This window comes from Mesorhizobium sp. ESP-6-2 (genome assembly GCF_020164675.1).
Classification (GTDB): domain Bacteria; phylum Pseudomonadota; class Alphaproteobacteria; order Rhizobiales; family Rhizobiaceae; genus Mesorhizobium.
Genome location: NZ_JAIUGT010000007.1, coordinates 176213 through 193123 on the forward strand (window position 1 = coordinate 176213; position 16911 = coordinate 193123).

The window sequence follows — 16911 nt, forward strand, 5'->3', positions numbered from 1 at the left end:
AAATTCCTATAGGGGTTGCCGGCCATGAAAATGTACCGGCACAACCGGACTGGCCGTCGTCACGCCTTTGTCAATCCGAGCTCGGAGCTTGGGCAAAGGGGCGAACGGCAACGCCGCGCGGCACTATGGCAAGCACCTTGAACAGGTCGCCCATGGCCTGCGGCCCGGCGAGGCGTTCGACGTCTCCGGCGATCTTGTCGCGTGCCGTCTGGCTGGCATCGGCGCCAAGCCGGCCGGCACGCTCCAGAATGCCCAGGCCGAGCAGGAAATCACCCTGCGTCGACAGATGGGCGTCCAGACCATGCGCGCGCACCACCCCGGCAAGGGCGGCGAAATCGACATGGGAGGTGAGGTCGGCTTGCCCGGGATTGGCCAGCACATCTTCGTGATCATGACGGCGCACGGCCTGCAACGTGTCGCCGACACCCGGCCGCAGATAGCCATAGTCGGCAAACAGGCCGGAGCCGCCTTGAGCGGCTATGCGCTCGGCTATGGCCGCCATCAGGGCGATGCGGGCAGGAGCTATCTCGACGATCGCGCCTTGCGGTGCTTCGCCGGCATCGGCGGGCAGCAGCGTCGGGTCGAGCGAGCCGGCGCCGGCGAAGAAGGAAAGATTGTTCGTGGCGTCGAGGCCGACCACGCGCTCGCGCCAGCCGGTGCCGGCGCGGACGAACTGGCGGACGGGGATGGCGTCGAACAATTCGTTGCCGACGATGAAGAGCGGCTGTGGCGGCAGCGTATCGATGGTCTCGTGCCAGCGAATCGAGAACGGTGTGGCGCCGAGCGTCTGTTTCTGCACTTCGGTCAGGCGCGGGCTGGTCTCGATCATGGCGAAGGCAGCGTCGTTGGCCAGTGCCGGTTCGAGCCGCGACAGGGTGCGAAGCATGTCCTTCATCAGCGTGCCGCGGCCGGGGCCGATCTCGCCGATGGTGACCGGCGTCGGCCGGCCGACCGCCAGCCAGGCCTGGTAGAGCCAGACGGCGACGAGCTCGCCGAACATCTGGCTGATCTCCGGCGCGGTGACGAAATCGCCGGCGGCGCCGAACGGTTCGCGCGTGGTGTAGTAGCCCGCCTCGGGATCGAACAGGCACAATGCCATGTATTCGTTGACGGGGATCGGCCCCGTCGCCTCGATCAGATCGACGATGCGTGTCTTCAGCCGCGTCATGTCGCCTGCGGCCGTGACTGCGGCACCGGCTTGGCTGTCGTCATCGCCCAAATGCCGGCCAGCACCATCGGCGAGGACAGGATCATGCCCATGGTGAGCCAGTTGGTGCCGAGGAGATAGCCGAGCTGCTGGTCGGGCTCGCGGAAGAATTCGACTGCTATGCGCGACAGGCCATAGCCGCAGATGAAGGCACCTCCGACGAAGCGCGGCGTCTTCAGCTTGAGGCGCGAATGGGTGAGGAAGCGCAGCACGAGAAAGAGCACCAGGCCTTCAAGCAGGGCCTCGTAAAGCTGGCTCGGATGGCGGGTAAACGGCCCGCCATTGGGAAACTCGATCGCCCACGGCATGTCGGTTGGCCGGCCCCAGAGTTCGGAGTTGATGAAGTTGGCGACGCGCACGAGGCCAAGACCGACCGGCACGCCGGCGGCCACGACGTCGAATAGCGACCAGGTGCGGATGCCGCGCTTGATCGAAAACAGCGTCATGGCGAGGATGACGCCGAGCAGGCCGCCATGGAACGACATGCCGCCCTGCCAGACGGCGAAGATGTCGAGCGGGTGCGCGATATAGCGCGGCAGGTCATAGAACAGCACGTAGCCGGTGCGCCCGCCCAGCACGACGCCGATGGCCGCCCAGATGATGAAATCATCGAGGTCCTCCGGCTTCATCGGCAGGATGCCGTCGGCCCAGAGTTTCGGATTGGCGGCGAGCCGCTTGGCGTACCACCAGGCGAACAGGATGCCGACGATGTAGCCGACGCCGTACCAGTGCACCGCCAGCGGTCCGATCTGAATCAGCACCGGGTCGATGTTGGGAAAGGGCAACGAGGCCAGCGGCAGCAGGAAATATTCGTTCAACGGGGAGCTCTCGGTTGCGTTTGGCGCGGACCATGCGGCAGGGTTTTGGCGGGGTCAAGGCAAGGTAGTCGGCGTCAAAGATCGGATCGGATCACCGCTTGCAGGCCCATCGCGCCGTGCGGGCGGTGAGCTCAATCCCTTGGCTTGGCGGCCACCAACTGCCGCAACGCGTCGTTGATCCTGTCCTGCCAGCCGGGGCCATCTTCCTGGAAGTGGTCGAGCACGGCCCGGTCGATCCGGATCGAAACAAGCTCGCGGACATCCGGCGCGGTCGAAGCTTCGCGAATTGGCGGTGCCGGCTTCTTCACCGGTTTGAAGGCAGCTTCGGCGGCTGCCATCGGATTGGTCGGTCGGCGCGGAGGGGTTGCCATTGGTGACCCTGACTGAAGTGTGTTTGAGGCAATACGAGACGAGAACACAATAGGCGACCTGGCGCCCTCAAGTACAGCTCTGGCGCCGTCTGAGAGCTTCTTACAGGAATGGCACTGCCATGCGCCACAGCAACGCAGACAGCGCGGCAACCCTCAACGTTCTTGCATTCGGCGCGCGGCGCTACTAACTCAATTTCAGCAACCGAGGATTTGCCATGTCGACCGGACCGAACCGCATTCTCGACGAATTCGCCAAGCTGATGACCGATGCCGCGGGCGCCGCGCAGGGCGTGCGGCGCGAGGTGGAGACCGCCTTCAAGGGACAGGCCGAACGTATCCTGAATTCGATGGATGTGGTGCAGCGCGAGGAATTCGAGGCCGCGCGCGAGATGGCCGCCAAGGCCAGGGAAGAGAATGCTCGCCTTGTCGACCGCATCGAGGCGCTTGAGGCCAGGCTTGCCGAACTGACCGGGCAGGCCACACCTGCGGCTTCCGCAAAGCCCAGGCCGAAAAAATAATTCGTTAAACTTTTCCACAAAGCACCAGCCTGAAAAGCGCTTTGCCGTGAATCGCTTACCGGCATTGCGTGACTCTGTGCGACAGCGCCTTTCCACATGCGAATGACGCAGCGCGAAAAATTGGGCTGTTCACGCGACTCCCGATCAATAGACTGAATTTGTTGCATGATTCGGAGCAGGGTCATGCGCCGGGCGGTGGGGTCCGGTCTGGGGTCTTTGCGTCGAGAAGTCCTGGCCGTCCGAGTTCTAGATCAGATTGTTCGTCGTGTGTGCCCCGCGGAGCGTGTGGCGCTCCCCTGAACACAGGAAGCATTCCATGGAACTTCTCGAACTCGAATTCTCCCGCGAAATCCATCCGGTGGATGTCATTGAGCAGGTGGCCCACAACAATGACTGGTCCTTCGAACGGGCCGGCGACGACGAAATCTCGATCTCGGTCGCCGGAAGCTGGACCGACTATCACGTCTCCTTCTCGTGGATGGAAGATTTCGAGGCGCTGCATCTGGCCTGCGCCTTCGACATCAAGGTGCCCGAGGCCCGCGCGCTGGAAGTGATGCGGCTGTTGTCGCTGATCAACGAACAGATGCTGTTCGGCCATTTCGACCTGTGGGAGCAGGAAGGCGCGATCATGTTTCGCCAGTCGCTGCTTCTGGCCGGCGGGGTCGAGCCTTCGAGCCAGCAGGTCGAGGTGCTGCTGTCGTCGGCGCTGGAGGCCTGCGAATGCTACTTCCAGGCATTCCAGTTCGTCGTCTGGTCCGGCACATCGGCCAAGGACGCGCTGGCCGGGGTGCTGTTCGAGACGTTCGGCAACGCCTGACCAGACTGGTTTCGACATGAGTTCAAGCAGCGAGCGCAAGCCCGAGATCAGTTTCGCCGATTTCGATCGTGTCGACATCCGCGCCGGCACGATCGTCGAGGCCGAACCGTTTCCGCAGGCGCGCAAGCCGGCGTTCAAGCTCAAGATCGATTTCGGCCCCAAGATCGGGGTGAAGAAATCGTCGGCGCAGATCACCAAATATTATACGCCCGAGACGCTGATCGGCCGGCAGGTGTTCGCGGTGGTCAATTTTCCGCCGCGCCAGATCGGGCCATTCATGTCGGAAGTGCTGACGCTCGGCTTTCCCGACGAGGAGGGCGCCGTGGTGCTCGGCGCCATCGAGCGCAAGGTGCCGGACGGCGGGCGGCTGTTTTAGCCGAGAGGGAGCGTCAGGCCGCCAGTTTCCGCGTCGTGCCCAGAGCCTCCTGGACCGTATCGAGAAACATTTCCGCACAGGCTTTCCAGCTGTAGCGCATGGCGCGTTCGCGCGCCTGGGCGCGGTCGACATCGAGGGCGGCGAGCGAGGCTTCGCGCAGGTCGTTGGAGACCGCGCCGCCGAAGCCGTCGCCGACGATGTCGATCGGTCCCGTGACCGGAAAGGCGGCGACCGGCGTGCCGCTGGCCAGCGCTTCGATGATGACGTTGCCGAAAGTGTCGGTGCGGCTCGGAAAGACGAAGACGTCGGCCGAGGCGTAGATTTCGGCCAGTTCGTCGTTGGGGCGGTGGCCAAGGAAATGCGCGGCTGGGTAGCGCGCCTTGAGCTTCGCCAGTTCCGGGCCCTCGCCGACAATCACCTTGCTGCCGGGCAGGTCGAGATCGAGGAAGGCGGAGAGGTTCTTCTCGATGGCGACGCGGCCGACACAGAGGAACAACGGGCCGGGGAAGCCGAGATCCTTCCTCTTGTCGGGCCGGAAATGATCGGTATCGACGCCGCGCGTCCATGGTCTCAGCTTGTTGAAGCCGCGCGCTGCAAGATCATCCGCCAGCGACCGCGTCGCGACCAGCGTGCCCTGGCCGGAATTGTGGAAATCGCGCAGCCAGCGATAGGCCCAGCTTTCCGGCACCGGCAGCCGGGCGCTGAGATATTCGGGAAAGCGCGTGTGGTAGCTGGTGGTAAACGGCCGGCCGGCATTGCGGCAGTAGCGCCGCGCCATGATGCCGAGCGGACCTTCGGTGACGATGTGGATGTGGTCTGCCTTATAGGCCTCGATCAGGCGCGCGACGTGACCTGGCGTGGTCAGCGCCAGGCGGATATCGGGATAGGTCGGCAAAGGCAAAGTGTGAAAGATATTGGGCGTCAGGAAATCCACCGCAACATCGAACGATTTCAGCGTCTCGGTGAGCCGCTCCAGCGTGTGGACGACGCCGTTGACCTGTGGGCGCCAGGCGTCGGTGACCATCAATATGCGCATGGCGGGCCTTTGCTCGAAAGGTCGGCGGTTGCTTCGGTACGATGCCGGGACGGCGACCAGCCTGCGGCCCTCGCTTCGCTCCAGCGCACCCGGGCGGGCACGGGATCGAAGTGAGACGGCGGGCTCGAATCAAGTGAGGTCGCGCGCTTCATGCGCGCTCTTCAGCATGGTTTCATGACGGGCCAATGAAATCGGCCAAGCATGACCTCGTCCGGAAACGGTTTCCGCTTCCTGCGATTGAATCCCTGTCAGGCCGGAACCTTGATCACGGCGCGCAAGCCGCCGAGCGGGCTGACGTCGAGCGTGATGTCGCCGCCATGGCTGCGGGCGATGTCGCGGGCGATCGACAGGCCGAGGCCAGTGCCGCTGGCATCGAGATTGCGGGCCTCGTCGAGCCGCATGAAGGGTTTGAACACCTCTTCGCGCTTTTCGGCCGGAATGCCCGGACCGTCATCGTCGATGGTCACCACGAGCGAGCCGCGGCCATGATTGGCGGCCACCTCCACCGTCTTGGCGTAGCGGAAGGCGTTGCCGATGACATTCGACATCAGCCTGGCGAAGGCGTTCGGCCGCACATGCACGGTCGGATCGCCGGAAAGCGTCGTCGACAATTTGCATTTGCGCAACCGAGCTTCCTCGCTCAGCTTCTGGAAATAGGCTTCGAGATCGAAGCGCCCGGTGTCTTCCGAGGCCTCGCCACGGGCGAAGGCGAGATAGCCTTCGAGCATCGACTGCATGTCGTCGATGTCCTGGTTGAGCGCGGCCTTGGTCTCGGCCTTGCCGCCCGCCAGCGCCAGCTGCAGCTTGAAGCGGGTGAGGATGGTTCTGAGGTCATGGCTGACGCCGGTGAGCATGGCGGTGCGCTGTTCGATCTGGCGCTCGATGCGCTCGCGCATCTGGATGAAGGCAAAGCCGGCGCGGCGGACCTCTTCCGCGCCGCGCGGGCGGAAATCACGCGGCATCGGCCGGCCCTTGCCGAAGCTTTCGGCGGCTTCGGCCAGCGTCAGGATCGGCCGGATCTGGTTGCGCAGGAAGGGAATGGCGATCATCAGCAGCACCAGCGAGGTGCCGACCATCCAGATCAGGAAGATGTGCGTGTTCGAAGCATAGGCCTGGCTGCGGCGCACGAAGACGCGCAACACCTTGCCTTCGAGCTGGACGCGGACCTCGATGATGTTGGAGTTGCCGACCGTATCGATCCAGAACGGCCGGTTGATCTGGCGGGTGATCTCGGCGGAGAGAACGTCGTCGAGGATGGAGAAGAACGGCTTTGGCCCGGGCGGCGGCAGCGGGTCGGGCGGCAGGAGGTCGACCTTCAACTGCATGCGGTCCTGGGCGATGCGGATCATGTTGGCGTAGTCGGCGTCGTGCGGATAGGTCTCGATCAGGTCGATGATGGCGGCGATGTCGCGCACGGTCGCCTGTGACAGGCGCTGCGTCACGGTCGCCCAATGCCGCTCCATGAAGACGAAAGCGACCACCGATTGCAGCAGGATCATCGGTGCGATGACGATGATCAGCGAGCGCGCGTAGAGGCGCTTGGGCATGTAGAGCGAAACGAGGCGCCAGAACCGGTTCCAGACGCGCGGAACCCTCTTGAGCAGCCGTGTGGAGCGCGTGCTCAAGCCGTCAGATTCCGGCTGTTCCAGTTCCGTGGTCGCCATTCACCTTTCGCTCGCTCCGTGGCCGCCAGGCCGAAGGCGGTAGTCTATTCGACGCTGAGCCGATACCCAATACCGCGGACCGTCTGCAGCCAGACCGGATTGGAGGGATCGCGCTCGATCTTGCGGCGCAGCCGATTGATCTGGACGTCGATGGTGCGCTCGCCGACATCCGATTCGTCGCCGACCAGTTCGTGGCGCGGGATGGTTTCGCCGGCGCGCGCGGCGAATATCGCCAGGATCTCCTGCTCGCGATCGGTCAGCTTCAGCGCCTCGCCGCCACGCTTCAATTCGCGCCTGGCGATCTGGAATGTGTAGGGACCGAAGACGAGCTGCTCGACTTTGGGCGTGGTCGCAGGGCCGCCGCGGCGCAGGATGTTGTTGATGCGCAGGATCAATTCGCGCGGATCGAAAGGCTTTGGCAGATAATCGTCGGCGCCGGCCTCCAGGCCGGTGATGCGGCTGTCGGTCTCCGACAGCGCCGTCAGCATCAGGATCGGCACGTTCTTCTCGGCCCGTAGCGCCTTGGTCAGATCGACGCCGTTTTCGCCGGGCATCATCACGTCCAGCACAAGAAGATCGAAGTCGAGGCCGGCGAGTTTGCGCCGGGCTTCGCCCGAAGTGCCGGCGACGGTGACGCGAAAACCGTTCTCGGTCAGATATTGCTTGAGCAGGTTGCGGATGCGGGTGTCGTCATCGACCACAAGCAGATGCGGCGCATCGTCGTCCGGTGCGGCCGCGTGATCAGCGCGTTCAGTGCTCTCCATGGCTTTTCCCTGACATTTTTGCGGACCCAACGTCGATCTGGGCTCTCAGTTCCGGATTGACCATTGCTTCGAGGAAGCGTTCCACCTGGGTCCGTTCGGCGGCTCCGGAATCTTCCAATGCAGCATGGATGCGGCGCGACTGTGGCCGCGCCAGCGCCAGCGCCAGCGCGCGGCCCTTGGCGGTCGGATACAGTTCGCGCTGGCGACGGTCGCGCGGCCCTTGCAGCTGCACGACATGATCGGTGTCGATCAGCTGCTTCAGCACGCGCGCCAGGCTCTGCTTGGTGATCTTCAAGACATCGAGCAGTTCGGCGACAGTCAGGCCCGGCCTGCGGTTGACGAAATGCAGTACCCTGTGGTGGGCGCGGCCGAAGCCATAGTCGGCCAGGATCTGATCGGGATCCGAAGTGAAATCGCGATAGGCGAAGAAAAACAGCTCGATGAGGGCGAAATCAATGCCATCCTCGGCTGACATCGCGGTCCTGATCGGTGTCCCGGCTGCTCGGCTTCGATCCGTCATCTTTTCTCCATGGGCAGGGAAGATTATGTCAGTACTATTGACGTAATTTCACTGCAATGGTAATTTTTGACAAGGTTTTGGGCGGATTGCGAACGAAAAGGCAAGACAGGCCGGGTTTTCCGGAACTTCCTGAGTTTGCCAGAGCACGATTATCCGCCTACCTTTCCAGACAGCGGCAGGCGCCCCAACCAGATGGCGCAGCCGACAAGAGCACGCAACGAACAACGATATGCGGGCTGCCGCCCGCGGGAGGTTACCATGGCATCCGTTCCCTTCGATCAACTGGACGGCTTCATTTGGATGAATGGCGAGTTCGTGCAATGGGGCGAGGCCAAGATCCATGTGCTGACCCACGGCCTGCACTATGCCAGCGCGGTGTTCGAGGGCGAGCGCGCCTATGGCGGCGAGATATTCAAGCTCAACGAGCATACCGAGCGCCTGCATGAATCGGCGCGGTTGCTCGGCTTCAAGATCCCCTATTCGGTGGCCGAGCTCAACGACGCCTCCAGTACCCTGCTGAAGAAGCAGGGCTTCAAGGACGCCTATGTCAGGCCGATCGCCTGGCGCGGCAGCGAGCAGATGGGCGTTTCGGCGCAGAACAACCGCATCAATTGCGCCATCGCCATCTGGCAATGGCCGAGCTACTTCGATCCGGCGCAGAAGCTGAAAGGCATCCGTCTCGACGTGGCCGAGTGGCGCCGGCCCGACCCGCGCACGGCGCCGTCCAAATCGAAGGCTGCAGGCCTCTACATGATCTGCACCATGTCCAAGCATGCCGCCGAGGCCAAAGGCTATGCCGACGCCATGATGCTCGACTGGCGCGGCCAGGTCGCGGAAGCCACCGGCGCCAACATCTTCTTCATCAAGGAGGGCAGGATCCACACGCCCAAGCCGGACTGCTTCCTTGACGGCATCACCCGCCGCACGGTCATCGGCCTCGCCAAGGACCGCAGCCTGGAGGTGGTGGAGCGCGCAATCATGCCGGAAGAACTCGAGGGCTTCGAGCAGTGCTTCCTGACTGGAACGGCAGCGGAGGTGACCCCGGTTTCGGAGATCGGGCCGTACCGATTCGAGGTCGGCGAGATCGCCAAGACGCTGATGAATGACTATTCTGCGGCCGTTCAGCCGAAGCACGCGATCGCCGCAGAATAACGAAAGTCACAGCTTTTCGCGCAAGCAGGGGCGGTTTTCGGGCCGCCCCTTTTATTTCAGCGTTTCTGCATTTGACTTTCGCCGAATTCAGCGTCTCCATGATGGTGTCGGCCCGGGAGGCTGGCAGCTATGGAGGGACTGGTAAGATGGACATGAATACGCTTCTTCCGATCATCGTTCAGATCATTACAGGCATCATCGGTGGTCAGGCGGTCGGCGCGGCGATCAAGACGGCGGCGATGGGGCAGCTTCCCAAGATCCTGGGCGGCGCCATTGGGGGCGTCGGCGGAGCGGCGATCCTCGGCAGCCTGCTCGGCGGCGGTGCGATCACTCCTGACGCAGCCGCGGCGGCGACCAGCGGCCTCGGCAGTGCGCTCAACTTGCAGAACATAGTCGGCGGCGCCGGCGGCGGCGCGATCCTGACGGGCATAATCGGCGCGGTCATGGGCGCCATGAAGAAGTAAGCCTGCGATCTCGGGCTGGCCAAATGGGCGGCTTCGGCCGCCCATTTCTTTTGGGCTGTTTGCCTTTCAGCGGTGGACGCCCTTCGTTCGCGCCTCTACATCACCGCGTGAACATCGAAAGGACGATCATGGGTCAGCTCAATGCCGGCATCGTGCCGGTCACGCCCTTCCAGCAGAATTGCACGATCCTGTTCGACATGGACGACAAGCACGGTGTCGTCGTCGACCCGGGCGGCGATATCGACAAGGTGCTGGCAGCGCTGAAGGACAATGCGATATCGGCCGGTGCGATCTGGATCACGCATGGTCATATCGACCATGCTGGCGGCGCGATGGAGCTGAAGGAAGCGCTCGGGGTCGAGATCATCGGCCCGCACGAAGCCGACAGGATGTTGCTCGACAATCTCGAGAACCAGGGCAGGCGCTATGGCATTGCCGGCGTGCGCAACTGCGTGCCCGACCGGTTTCTCACCGAAGGCGAGACGGTCTCGTTCGGCTCGCATCTCTTCGAGGTGCTGCATTGCCCCGGCCACGCGCCCGGCCATGTCGTCTATTACAACCGCGCGGCCAAATTCGCCCATGTCGGCGACGTGCTGTTTCGCGGCTCGGTCGGGCGCACCGACCTGCCGGGCGGCGATCATGCGGCACTCATCGCCTCGATCAAGGACAAGCTTTTGCCGCTCGGCGACGACATCGGCTTCATCTGCGGCCACGGTCCGGGCGGGCGTTTCGGCGAGGAGCGGCGGAGCAATCCGTTTTTGACGTGAAGCGCGTCGCGCCGAAGCCGGTGCCGGCGTGACAAAAAAGCGCCGGCCTTGCGGTCAGCGCTTCTTGTTGGGGCAGGGAAGCCCTTGATCAGTTGGCGGTGCAGAAATGCTGCTCGCCATCATTGCCGGTGAAAGTGCCGGTGCGGGGGTTGAAGGTGCGGTACCGGTCGGAGCAATAGTCGTACCAGCCACGCGTCCACGGTTCGGCATAACGGTCGGCGTAGACCACTTGCGGTTCGGCATAGTAGCGGCGGACCGGCGCCGGGCGTATCCGCACATCGCGATCGTAATAGCCGTCATCGTAGTAGTCGCGGGGCGGCGGCTGCTGGTTGGCCAACGCGCCGCCGATCAGTGCGCCTGCGGCGAGGCCGAGCACACCGGCGGCAACAGCGTCGCCATGGCCGTGGTGGCGGTGATGACGCCAATCATCGGCGTTGGCCGCGGGCAAGGCCACGAGCATTGAGGCGACCACTGCGGCGGACAGCACGGCTGTCTTGAAAATTCGGTTCATGTCGATCTCCTTCGTGCCGGCCCGTACGAATTCCGGGGATGCGGTCCGGCTTTAGGAAAGATTAATATGAGACCGTGGCTGAACGGGGGCTGAACGAATTTTTGCCTGACCGGAGGCCACGGGCATCAAATATCGAACCCTCCAGGGAGCGAAGCTGTCGTGCCAGAACCGCCGCCGTCCGGAGCAGGCTCAGCCGATCGACAGGTTGACGGCCTTGGGACCCTTGCCGCGCTTGTCAGGCTCGGTGTCGAATGTCACTTTCTGCCCATCCTCAAGACCGGGAAGACCCGACGCCTGCACGGCCGAAATATGAACGAAGACATCCTTCGCGCCATCATCCGGTGTGATGAAGCCGAACCCCTTGGCATGGTTGAAGAATTTGACGGTGCCGGTCTGCGGCATGGGAAGCTCCTTTGATCCCATAAACTCCAGTCTCGGGCCGGCAAATGCCCGAATGGAAATTTGTCCTTTATTTTAGCGTCATCGGCAAGAGAAAGTTTTGCGGGCACTTGAAGCGCGTCGCGCTTCAAGTTTTTTATGATGCATGTCGTTGACCCGACACCGGATCCACTTTGAGGCGACGGCATTTTCGCTGCGCTGCGACATGAAAAGGGCGCGACGAAAATCGCCGCGCCTTCAAAATTCGTTTGCCTCTTCCGAAGTCATTCAAGCTTCGGAGCCTCGGTCGCACGGCCAGGAAGGGCGTGCGGCTGGCCGATGGCTCAGGCGGCGCGGAGATTGACGGCCTTGGGGCCCTTGCCCATGCGGTCCGGCTCGACGTCGAAGGTGACCTTCTGGCCGTCGACGAGCGTGCGCAGGCCCGAGGCCTCGATCGCGGAAATGTGGACGAATACGTCCTTGGCGCCACCGTCGGGCGTGATGAAACCGAAGCCTTTGGTCGCGTTGAAGAATTTAACGGTGCCGGTCTGGGCCATTGGGGAAACTCCTTCACCCGTTCAGTCTTGATGGTCCTGCCCGCCACCTTGCGTCGAGGGCAGTTCCCGGTGGTAGCTTTCGGCAGTCATGCATTGGCGCATGGTCAAACCCCCCGCCGAAAAACGGGGCCGTCAGAGATTCACAGTATCGGGGAAAGGTCGTCCAAAACGTTCCGCTCTCCGGGTCGCAAATGCCCGAACACGGAATTTATCGCACGGAAACGTGAAGGTTGCAAGATAGCGCCGCGGGCCGGCCCGATGGGCGCATCCCGACGCATGAATCGACCAATCCGAGCGTCGACGAGCCGCAAATAGGCCTCGTTGCTTCAGGGGTCATCGGCCACAGCCCCGTCACGCATGGGCCAGCGGCGGCGACGGCTGGCGGTGCGAGGCGCCAGGACAGATCCGGGCGCCGGTTTTCATGCCGAAAGACTGCAAACGAGGGTTGCAATCGGCGATGGAATGAGGAGGATCGCAACAGCGCGACTGGTTTGGGGCCTTTGCTTCGTGAATATCATTGTCCCGAACCGCTGCGTATTTCGAGCAACACGCAGCGGGACGGGGATTGAGGGAGCGACGATCATGAGGTTTCTTGCGGCAATCTTCTCGCGACAGGGTTTTGTCATCCTGTTCCTGTCGGCTGTTCTTGCCGCCTGTACAGTGGTCGTCGACGACGGCCCGGGACCGCGGCCACGGCCGCCGCGGCCGGGACCGCAATTCTGCACCAAGCAGTACGAGCCGGTCTGCGCCCGGCGCGGTGGCGACCGCCAGACCTTCGCCAATGCCTGTCTTGCCGACCGGGCGGGTTATCGCATCGTGCGCGACGGTCCCTGCCGTGACGGTGGCAGCGGGGGTGGCGGCGAGCAGACCTTCTGCACCCGCGAATACGCGCCGGTCTGCGCCCGGCGGGGCGGCGAGTTGCGAACCTTCCCCAACGCCTGCGAGGCACGCGCCGCCGACTACCGCATCGTTGGCGGGGGCCGCTGCTGAAAGGCCGGGTGTTCGTCTTTTCCGCACTTTGGGAAAACGCGGATGCCGTCTAAAACAAATTTCGGGGACGTGTGACGGTTACAACGCGGATGGGTATGCCCCGTCGGCTGGCCCGGCGTAAAGCTCGCTGCCGTGCTCATCGCAGATGCGCACGGGGTCGGGGATTTGCGGCATTGCGAGCGTATGGAAGAGCGCGGTGGCGCCCTGCCAGGCGGCGCGCAGGGTAGGCGCTTCCAGCGCACCTTGTCGAGCGTCGCTTCCTCGGCTTCGCGCGATCGGTAAAACTCGATGACGAAATTCAAGGACGCCTCCATGATGCGTTATTCCGCCAGGGAGATTCTCCGGCAGGGACGGGCGCGGTAGAAGTCGTCCGCAATCAGCTCTTCGACTTCGGCTTCGGGCAAGAAGATTTGAAAAAATAAGTAAGCCAAAGGAAAAATATTGCTGAGTTCATATGAAAAACTCTGCTATGATTTGACGATATTTCCAAAAATTCTCAAAAATCATTTTGGGGTCCACTCCCGAAATTTGCGTTTTATTTTCTCCAAAAGGGACAAAAACCATGGTTTCTGCGATAAGCTCAAGAGGCAATACCCCAGCGATCAGCCCGCCCATCAGGCCGGCCACCGCATATTCCGTCGCCCTCGGGCGTACCGGCAAACCTATGATCGTCAAATCGGCGCGGCTGACCGTCAGGAGCGACGAGGCGGAAAGGCGGACGATCGCCGATACTGACGGAACGGTTCGGCGCGCCAGGCAGACGGCCGAGACCAACCGGCTGATTTGATCTCGTCCGCGCCGATGGCAAGCGCAAGAAACCAAGCAAAGCCTTGAACCCGCCGCGCCGATGGCCTAGATCGCGGCAGGCGGACAAACACGGCAGGTTTCCCATTAACAGAGATCAGAGACGAGCGGCGGGTGCAGGCGCCAACTCCGGCTCGGGCGGACAGCCGCCGTCGAGTCTCGACCAGCATGTGCAGAGGGCGCTGCAACTGCATCAGGCGGGGCGGCGGCAAGAGGCCGAGGCGCTCTATCGGCAAGTGCTGACGCACAAGGTCAACCATGCGGCGGCTGCGCATTTCCTCGGTCTTTTGCTGCACCAGACCGGGCGCAGCGCCGAGGGGCTCGGTCTCCTGGAGCAATCGGTGCGCTTGCAGCCGAAAAATCCGGATTTCCTCAACAATCTCGGCACGGTGATGCGCGATCTCGGCCGTGTCGCGGCGGCCGCCGACTTCTTCCGCGGCGCGGTGGCGCTGCGGCCGGACCAGCTCGCGGCGCGCGACAATCTCGGCTCGTCGCTGAAGCAACTTGGCCAGTTCGACGGCGCCGAGGAGATCTATCGCGGCACGGTCGCGCGCAATCCCTTCCATTTCCGCGCCCGCATCGGGCTTGCCGAAACCTTGCAGGAAGCGGGCCGCCTGGACGAGGCGCTGGCCGTCTTCCGCGAGGCGCTGTCGATCCGTCCGAAGGACGCCGAACTGCTGCACGGGCTGGGCGTCGGGTTGATGGAAAAGGGCGAGCTTGACGAGGCGGCCGACCTGTTCCGGCAGGCGCTGGCGGTCGACCCCGGCATGGCGCGCGCCTGGCTGATGCTGACGCAGGTCAAGCGTCAGAAGGAGCGCGATGCCGAACTGACCGGGATGGAGGCCCAGCACGCCAAGGCGCTGCCGGGCAGCCTGGCGCGCATGCAGCTTGCCTTCGGCCTCGGCAAGGTCAATGACGATCTGAAGGATTATAACAGAGCCTTCGATTATTTCGCCGAAGGCAATGCCATCCGCCGCAAGGGCATCGACTACGACGCCGAAAGGACGCGCGCCGAATTCGAGGCTATGAAAACGGTGTTCGACAAGGATTTCTTCCAGAAGCACAGGCCCAGCGCGATCTCCGACGATACGCCGATCTTCGTCGTCGGCATGCCCCGTTCGGGCACGACCCTGGTCGAGCAGATCATCGCCAGCCATCCGCAGGTCTACGGCGCCGGCGAGCTCGGCATCCTGAAGACGGCGGTCGGCAGGCAGTTCCCGGCGACCATACCCGGCGGCTTCCCCTGGGGCGTTTCGGATGCGCCCGATACGGATTTTGCCGAGGCGGGACGCGCCTATCTCGACATGCTGCATGCCCGCTATCCGCACATGCGCCACGTCACCGACAAGATGCCGGGCAACTTCCTGCTTGTCGGCTTCATCCACATGATGATGCCGAACGCCAGGATCATCCATTGCGCCCGCGATGCGGCGGCAACCTGCCTTTCGATCTACAAGGTGCATTTCCGCGGCGACAGCCACCGGTACGGCTATGATCTGGGCGAACTCGCCGATTTCCACAATCTCTACACGGACATCATGGCGCATTGGCACCAGGTGCTGCCCGGCGTCGTGCACGATGTGCGCTACGAGGATTTCGTCGCCGACCAGGACGGCCAGAGCCGGGCGCTGATCGACTATCTCGGGCTGCCATGGGACGATGCCGTGCTGTCGTTCCACCAGACCGACCGGCCGGTGCGTACGGCTTCCGCCGCGCAGGTGCGCCAGCCGATGTATCAAGGCTCGGTCGACCTGTGGAAGCGCTACGGCGACAGGCTGAAGCCGCTGCTGGATAGGCTGGACTTGCCGCGCGGGCAGCAGATCAGCCCTTCAGCTTCGTCATCCTAGGGCAAAGCAGGAGCGAAGCTCCGTCGCGAAGACCCTAGGATCCATGCCGCGACCTCGATCGAAAGATGCAACGGAGCAGAATTCTGCACCGTTTCAACGCCTTAACGTCACGGCATGGATCCTATGGTCTGCGCCGCGTCGCTTCGCTCCTTGCTCCGCCATAGGATGACGAAGCGATGGGATTCAAGCCAATCTCCAAGGTTTTCGATCTGCCAACTCGCGCGCCAGCTGCTACAGCTCCATGAAGGGCTGGAAGCCGCCGAAGATCATGCGCTTGCCGTCGAACGGCATTGTCGACATATCCGGCTGCAATCGTGGATCGGCCATCACCTTGGCCATGACCGCGTCGCGGTCCTGCCTGGATTTGTAGACGACCCAGGAAAAGATGACGACTTCGTCGTCCTTGGCCTGCACGGCGCGTGGAAACGACGTGACCTCGCCATAAGGCACATCGTCGCCGACGCACTCGACATAGGCGAGCGCGCCGTGTTCCTTCCAGACGGCGCCGGCGGTGTTGGCCAGCTTCTTGTAGTCGTCGAGTTTTGCCTTTGGCACGGCAAGCACGAAACCATCGACATAGGACATTAAGGGTCTCCTTGATTGACGGCGGTTCTTCCTTATCCGCTTGTGGGGCGGTCCGCGCTAGCGGACGAAAAGCCAATTGCCTGGCTTTTCGAGCTTCGAACGCCCTGAGCCCGCGAAGGGCCGGGGTGGTGGCCGATCCACTTGCCAGGTCCCCGCTGCTTCGCAGCGACCCGGCGTTCGCCGGCCTTTCATCGTGCCACTGGCACGATGAATTCGCCTTCGGCGAACCGGCTGCTCACCCCACAAGAGGCGAGGTGAAAGAGCTTACTTGACCGGTGCGTTCATCGCCCAGTCGATGCCGAAGGGATCGCGCACCTGGCCCCAGCGGTCGCCCCAGAACATCACCTGCAGCGGCGTCACGATCTCGCAGCCTGCATCGACCGCTCGCTGCCACCAGCCGTCGATCTCGTCGCTGCCGAGATGAAGCTGGAGCGTGTAGCCCTGCGGCGCCTGGTGCGGATGGCCGTGCTCGGGATAGGCGTCAGAGAGCATCAGCGTCGAACCGTTGATGTGGAGATGGATGTGCATGGTGCGGCCTTTTTCGTCCGCAGGGTAGAAAAAGACCTGCTTGGCGCCGAATGCCTTCTGGTAAAATTCGGCAGCCTTGAAGGCGCCGTCCACCTGCAGATAGGGGGTCAATCCGCCGAGCACTTTCGCCTTGGGCTGAACAGGGGTCTGGTCGGTCATTGCGTGTTCCTCTTCACGTTTGTTTTGGCCTTGCGGACCATAGGACGCGCGAGGGGACGGCGGTCCTACATGGGCGTG

22 protein-coding genes are annotated in these 16911 nt (G+C 63.1%); 9 read left to right on the forward strand and 13 right to left on the reverse strand.

Translation table 11 applies throughout. The features are described 5' to 3' along the window. Nucleotides 1–70: 70 nt before the first annotated feature. From LB532_RS19595 to LB532_RS19605, 3 genes are all read right to left on the reverse strand, one after another. Nucleotides 71–1168 (reverse strand): class I SAM-dependent methyltransferase, encoded by a 1098-nt coding sequence (locus LB532_RS19595; protein ID WP_140639720.1) that lies wholly within the window; start codon nucleotides 1166–1168, stop codon nucleotides 71–73. Next, entirely contained in the window at nucleotides 1165–2025 is an 861-nt protein-coding gene (gene lgt, locus LB532_RS19600) for a prolipoprotein diacylglyceryl transferase (protein ID WP_140639719.1), read from the reverse strand. Before lgt ends, LB532_RS19595 begins: the two co-directional genes overlap by 4 nt. A 131-nt stretch (nucleotides 2026–2156) precedes the next feature. Next, the gene (locus tag LB532_RS19605) at nucleotides 2157–2396 is read right to left on the reverse strand and encodes a BrnA antitoxin family protein (RefSeq protein WP_140639718.1); all 240 of its coding nucleotides are present in this window, start codon (nucleotides 2394–2396) and stop codon (nucleotides 2157–2159) included. A gap of 215 nt (nucleotides 2397–2611) precedes the next feature. On the opposite strand from LB532_RS19605, the gene LB532_RS19610 reads away from it, so the two are divergent. The 3 genes from LB532_RS19610 to LB532_RS19620 all read left to right on the forward strand — a co-directional run bounded on the left by LB532_RS19610 (nucleotide 2612) and on the right by LB532_RS19620 (nucleotide 4107). Beyond that, complete coding sequence (locus tag LB532_RS19610; protein WP_140516880.1) at nucleotides 2612–2914, forward strand: accessory factor UbiK family protein; 303 nt, start codon at nucleotides 2612–2614, stop codon at nucleotides 2912–2914. A 316-nt stretch (nucleotides 2915–3230) separates the two neighbouring features. After that, on the forward strand, nucleotides 3231–3731 hold the full coding sequence (locus tag LB532_RS19615) for a YbjN domain-containing protein (protein ID WP_127855850.1): 501 nt from the start codon (nucleotides 3231–3233) through the stop codon (nucleotides 3729–3731). Nucleotides 3732–3747: 16 nt separating this feature from the next. Then, the gene (locus LB532_RS19620; protein WP_140639717.1) at nucleotides 3748–4107 is read left to right on the forward strand and encodes a tRNA-binding protein; all 360 of its coding nucleotides are present in this window, start codon (nucleotides 3748–3750) and stop codon (nucleotides 4105–4107) included. A 13-nt stretch (nucleotides 4108–4120) separates the two neighbouring features. On the opposite strand, the gene LB532_RS19625 is transcribed toward LB532_RS19620, so the two are convergent. The 4 genes from LB532_RS19625 to LB532_RS19640 form a co-directional block, all read right to left on the reverse strand. Next, on the reverse strand, nucleotides 4121–5143 hold the full coding sequence (locus LB532_RS19625) for a glycosyltransferase family 4 protein (protein ID WP_140639716.1): 1023 nt from the start codon (nucleotides 5141–5143) through the stop codon (nucleotides 4121–4123). A 248-nt stretch (nucleotides 5144–5391) separates the two neighbouring features. Then, nucleotides 5392–6807, reverse strand: a complete 1416-nt coding sequence (locus LB532_RS19630) for an ATP-binding protein (RefSeq protein ID WP_140639715.1) — start codon at nucleotides 6805–6807, stop codon at nucleotides 5392–5394. Nucleotides 6808–6851: 44 nt separating this feature from the next. After that, complete coding sequence (locus tag LB532_RS19635) at nucleotides 6852–7571, reverse strand: response regulator (RefSeq protein WP_140549875.1); 720 nt, start codon at nucleotides 7569–7571, stop codon at nucleotides 6852–6854. Then, nucleotides 7558–8091: a MarR family winged helix-turn-helix transcriptional regulator gene (locus LB532_RS19640; protein ID WP_140639714.1), complete on the reverse strand. Its 534-nt coding sequence runs from the start codon at nucleotides 8089–8091 to the stop codon at nucleotides 7558–7560. Before LB532_RS19640 ends, LB532_RS19635 begins: the two co-directional genes overlap by 14 nt. Before the next feature lie 258 nt (nucleotides 8092–8349). Between LB532_RS19640 and LB532_RS19645 the strand changes: the two genes are divergently transcribed. The 3 genes from LB532_RS19645 (at nucleotide 8350) to LB532_RS19655 (ending at nucleotide 10474) form a co-directional block, all read left to right on the forward strand. Next, nucleotides 8350–9243: a branched-chain amino acid aminotransferase gene (locus LB532_RS19645; RefSeq protein ID WP_140639713.1), complete on the forward strand. Its 894-nt coding sequence runs from the start codon at nucleotides 8350–8352 to the stop codon at nucleotides 9241–9243. 146 nt (nucleotides 9244–9389) lie between these two features. Continuing rightward, nucleotides 9390–9707, forward strand: a complete 318-nt coding sequence (locus LB532_RS19650; protein ID WP_140639712.1) for a hypothetical protein — start codon at nucleotides 9390–9392, stop codon at nucleotides 9705–9707. Between the two features lie 128 nt (nucleotides 9708–9835). Then, nucleotides 9836–10474, forward strand: coding sequence for an MBL fold metallo-hydrolase (locus LB532_RS19655; RefSeq protein ID WP_140639711.1), 639 nt, complete (start codon nucleotides 9836–9838; stop codon nucleotides 10472–10474). Between the two features lie 88 nt (nucleotides 10475–10562). On the opposite strand, the gene LB532_RS19660 is transcribed toward LB532_RS19655, so the two are convergent. From LB532_RS19660 to LB532_RS19670, 3 genes are all read right to left on the reverse strand, one after another. Further along, entirely contained in the window at nucleotides 10563–10985 is a 423-nt protein-coding gene (locus LB532_RS19660; RefSeq protein WP_140639710.1) for a BA14K family protein, read from the reverse strand. Nucleotides 10986–11174: 189 nt separating this feature from the next. After that, a complete protein-coding gene (locus LB532_RS19665; RefSeq protein WP_006202521.1) occupies nucleotides 11175–11387 on the reverse strand; it encodes a cold-shock protein in 213 nt (70 codons plus the stop codon). A 320-nt stretch (nucleotides 11388–11707) separates the two neighbouring features. After that, nucleotides 11708–11920, reverse strand: a complete 213-nt coding sequence (locus LB532_RS19670) for a cold-shock protein (RefSeq protein ID WP_006202520.1) — start codon at nucleotides 11918–11920, stop codon at nucleotides 11708–11710. Between the two features lie 582 nt (nucleotides 11921–12502). Between LB532_RS19670 and LB532_RS19675 the strand changes: the two genes are divergently transcribed. Beyond that, the gene (locus tag LB532_RS19675; protein ID WP_140639709.1) at nucleotides 12503–12910 is read left to right on the forward strand and encodes a Kazal-type serine protease inhibitor family protein; all 408 of its coding nucleotides are present in this window, start codon (nucleotides 12503–12505) and stop codon (nucleotides 12908–12910) included. A 450-nt stretch (nucleotides 12911–13360) separates the two neighbouring features. Here LB532_RS19675 and LB532_RS19680 read toward each other — a convergent pair whose 3' ends face one another. After that, nucleotides 13361–13537 (reverse strand): hypothetical protein, encoded by a 177-nt coding sequence (locus LB532_RS19680; RefSeq protein ID WP_181169378.1) that lies wholly within the window; start codon nucleotides 13535–13537, stop codon nucleotides 13361–13363. Between the two features lie 37 nt (nucleotides 13538–13574). Between LB532_RS19680 and LB532_RS30075 the strand changes: the two genes are divergently transcribed. Continuing rightward, the gene (locus LB532_RS30075) at nucleotides 13575–13697 is read left to right on the forward strand and encodes a hypothetical protein (RefSeq protein WP_263487657.1); all 123 of its coding nucleotides are present in this window, start codon (nucleotides 13575–13577) and stop codon (nucleotides 13695–13697) included. A gap of 187 nt (nucleotides 13698–13884) precedes the next feature. Next, nucleotides 13885–15561 carry a tetratricopeptide repeat-containing sulfotransferase family protein gene (locus tag LB532_RS19685; RefSeq protein ID WP_140639707.1) on the forward strand — a complete coding sequence of 559 codons (1677 nt, stop codon included), beginning with the start codon at nucleotides 13885–13887 and terminating at the stop codon, nucleotides 15559–15561. 231 nt (nucleotides 15562–15792) lie between these two features. On the opposite strand, the gene LB532_RS19690 is transcribed toward LB532_RS19685, so the two are convergent. Together LB532_RS19690 and LB532_RS19695 are read right to left on the reverse strand one after the other, a co-directional pair. Continuing rightward, complete coding sequence (locus LB532_RS19690; protein ID WP_140639706.1) at nucleotides 15793–16146, reverse strand: DUF1428 domain-containing protein; 354 nt, start codon at nucleotides 16144–16146, stop codon at nucleotides 15793–15795. A gap of 264 nt (nucleotides 16147–16410) precedes the next feature. After that, nucleotides 16411–16833 carry a VOC family protein gene (locus LB532_RS19695; RefSeq protein ID WP_140549884.1) on the reverse strand — a complete coding sequence of 141 codons (423 nt, stop codon included), beginning with the start codon at nucleotides 16831–16833 and terminating at the stop codon, nucleotides 16411–16413. Nucleotides 16834–16911 lie beyond the last annotated feature (78 nt).

What these genes read in the sequence shown, in the direction of transcription:
- LB532_RS19595 (WP_140639720.1), bottom strand. Translation starts at nt 1,168, where the DNA reads ATGACGCGGCTGAAGACACGCATCGTCGATCTGATCGAGGCGACGGGG.
- LB532_RS19605 (WP_140639718.1), bottom strand. Translation starts at nt 2,396, where the DNA reads ATGGCAACCCCTCCGCGCCGACCGACCAATCCGATGGCAGCCGCCGAA.
- LB532_RS19610 (WP_140516880.1), top strand. Translation starts at nt 2,612, where the DNA reads ATGTCGACCGGACCGAACCGCATTCTCGACGAATTCGCCAAGCTGATG.
- LB532_RS19615 (WP_127855850.1), top strand. Translation starts at nt 3,231, where the DNA reads ATGGAACTTCTCGAACTCGAATTCTCCCGCGAAATCCATCCGGTGGAT.
- LB532_RS19620 (WP_140639717.1), top strand. Translation starts at nt 3,748, where the DNA reads ATGAGTTCAAGCAGCGAGCGCAAGCCCGAGATCAGTTTCGCCGATTTC.
- LB532_RS19625 (WP_140639716.1), bottom strand. Translation starts at nt 5,143, where the DNA reads ATGCGCATATTGATGGTCACCGACGCCTGGCGCCCACAGGTCAACGGC.
- LB532_RS19630 (WP_140639715.1), bottom strand. Translation starts at nt 6,807, where the DNA reads ATGGCGACCACGGAACTGGAACAGCCGGAATCTGACGGCTTGAGCACG.
- LB532_RS19635 (WP_140549875.1), bottom strand. Translation starts at nt 7,571, where the DNA reads ATGGAGAGCACTGAACGCGCTGATCACGCGGCCGCACCGGACGACGAT.
- LB532_RS19640 (WP_140639714.1), bottom strand. Translation starts at nt 8,091, where the DNA reads ATGACGGATCGAAGCCGAGCAGCCGGGACACCGATCAGGACCGCGATG.
- LB532_RS19645 (WP_140639713.1), top strand. Translation starts at nt 8,350, where the DNA reads ATGGCATCCGTTCCCTTCGATCAACTGGACGGCTTCATTTGGATGAAT.
- LB532_RS19650 (WP_140639712.1), top strand. Translation starts at nt 9,390, where the DNA reads ATGGACATGAATACGCTTCTTCCGATCATCGTTCAGATCATTACAGGC.
- LB532_RS19655 (WP_140639711.1), top strand. Translation starts at nt 9,836, where the DNA reads ATGGGTCAGCTCAATGCCGGCATCGTGCCGGTCACGCCCTTCCAGCAG.
- LB532_RS19660 (WP_140639710.1), bottom strand. Translation starts at nt 10,985, where the DNA reads ATGAACCGAATTTTCAAGACAGCCGTGCTGTCCGCCGCAGTGGTCGCC.
- LB532_RS19665 (WP_006202521.1), bottom strand. Translation starts at nt 11,387, where the DNA reads ATGCCGCAGACCGGCACCGTCAAATTCTTCAACCATGCCAAGGGGTTC.
- LB532_RS19670 (WP_006202520.1), bottom strand. Translation starts at nt 11,920, where the DNA reads ATGGCCCAGACCGGCACCGTTAAATTCTTCAACGCGACCAAAGGCTTC.
- LB532_RS19675 (WP_140639709.1), top strand. Translation starts at nt 12,503, where the DNA reads ATGAGGTTTCTTGCGGCAATCTTCTCGCGACAGGGTTTTGTCATCCTG.
- LB532_RS30075 (WP_263487657.1), top strand. Translation starts at nt 13,575, where the DNA reads ATGATCGTCAAATCGGCGCGGCTGACCGTCAGGAGCGACGAGGCGGAA.
- LB532_RS19690 (WP_140639706.1), bottom strand. Translation starts at nt 16,146, where the DNA reads ATGTCCTATGTCGATGGTTTCGTGCTTGCCGTGCCAAAGGCAAAACTC.
- LB532_RS19695 (WP_140549884.1), bottom strand. Translation starts at nt 16,833, where the DNA reads ATGACCGACCAGACCCCTGTTCAGCCCAAGGCGAAAGTGCTCGGCGGA.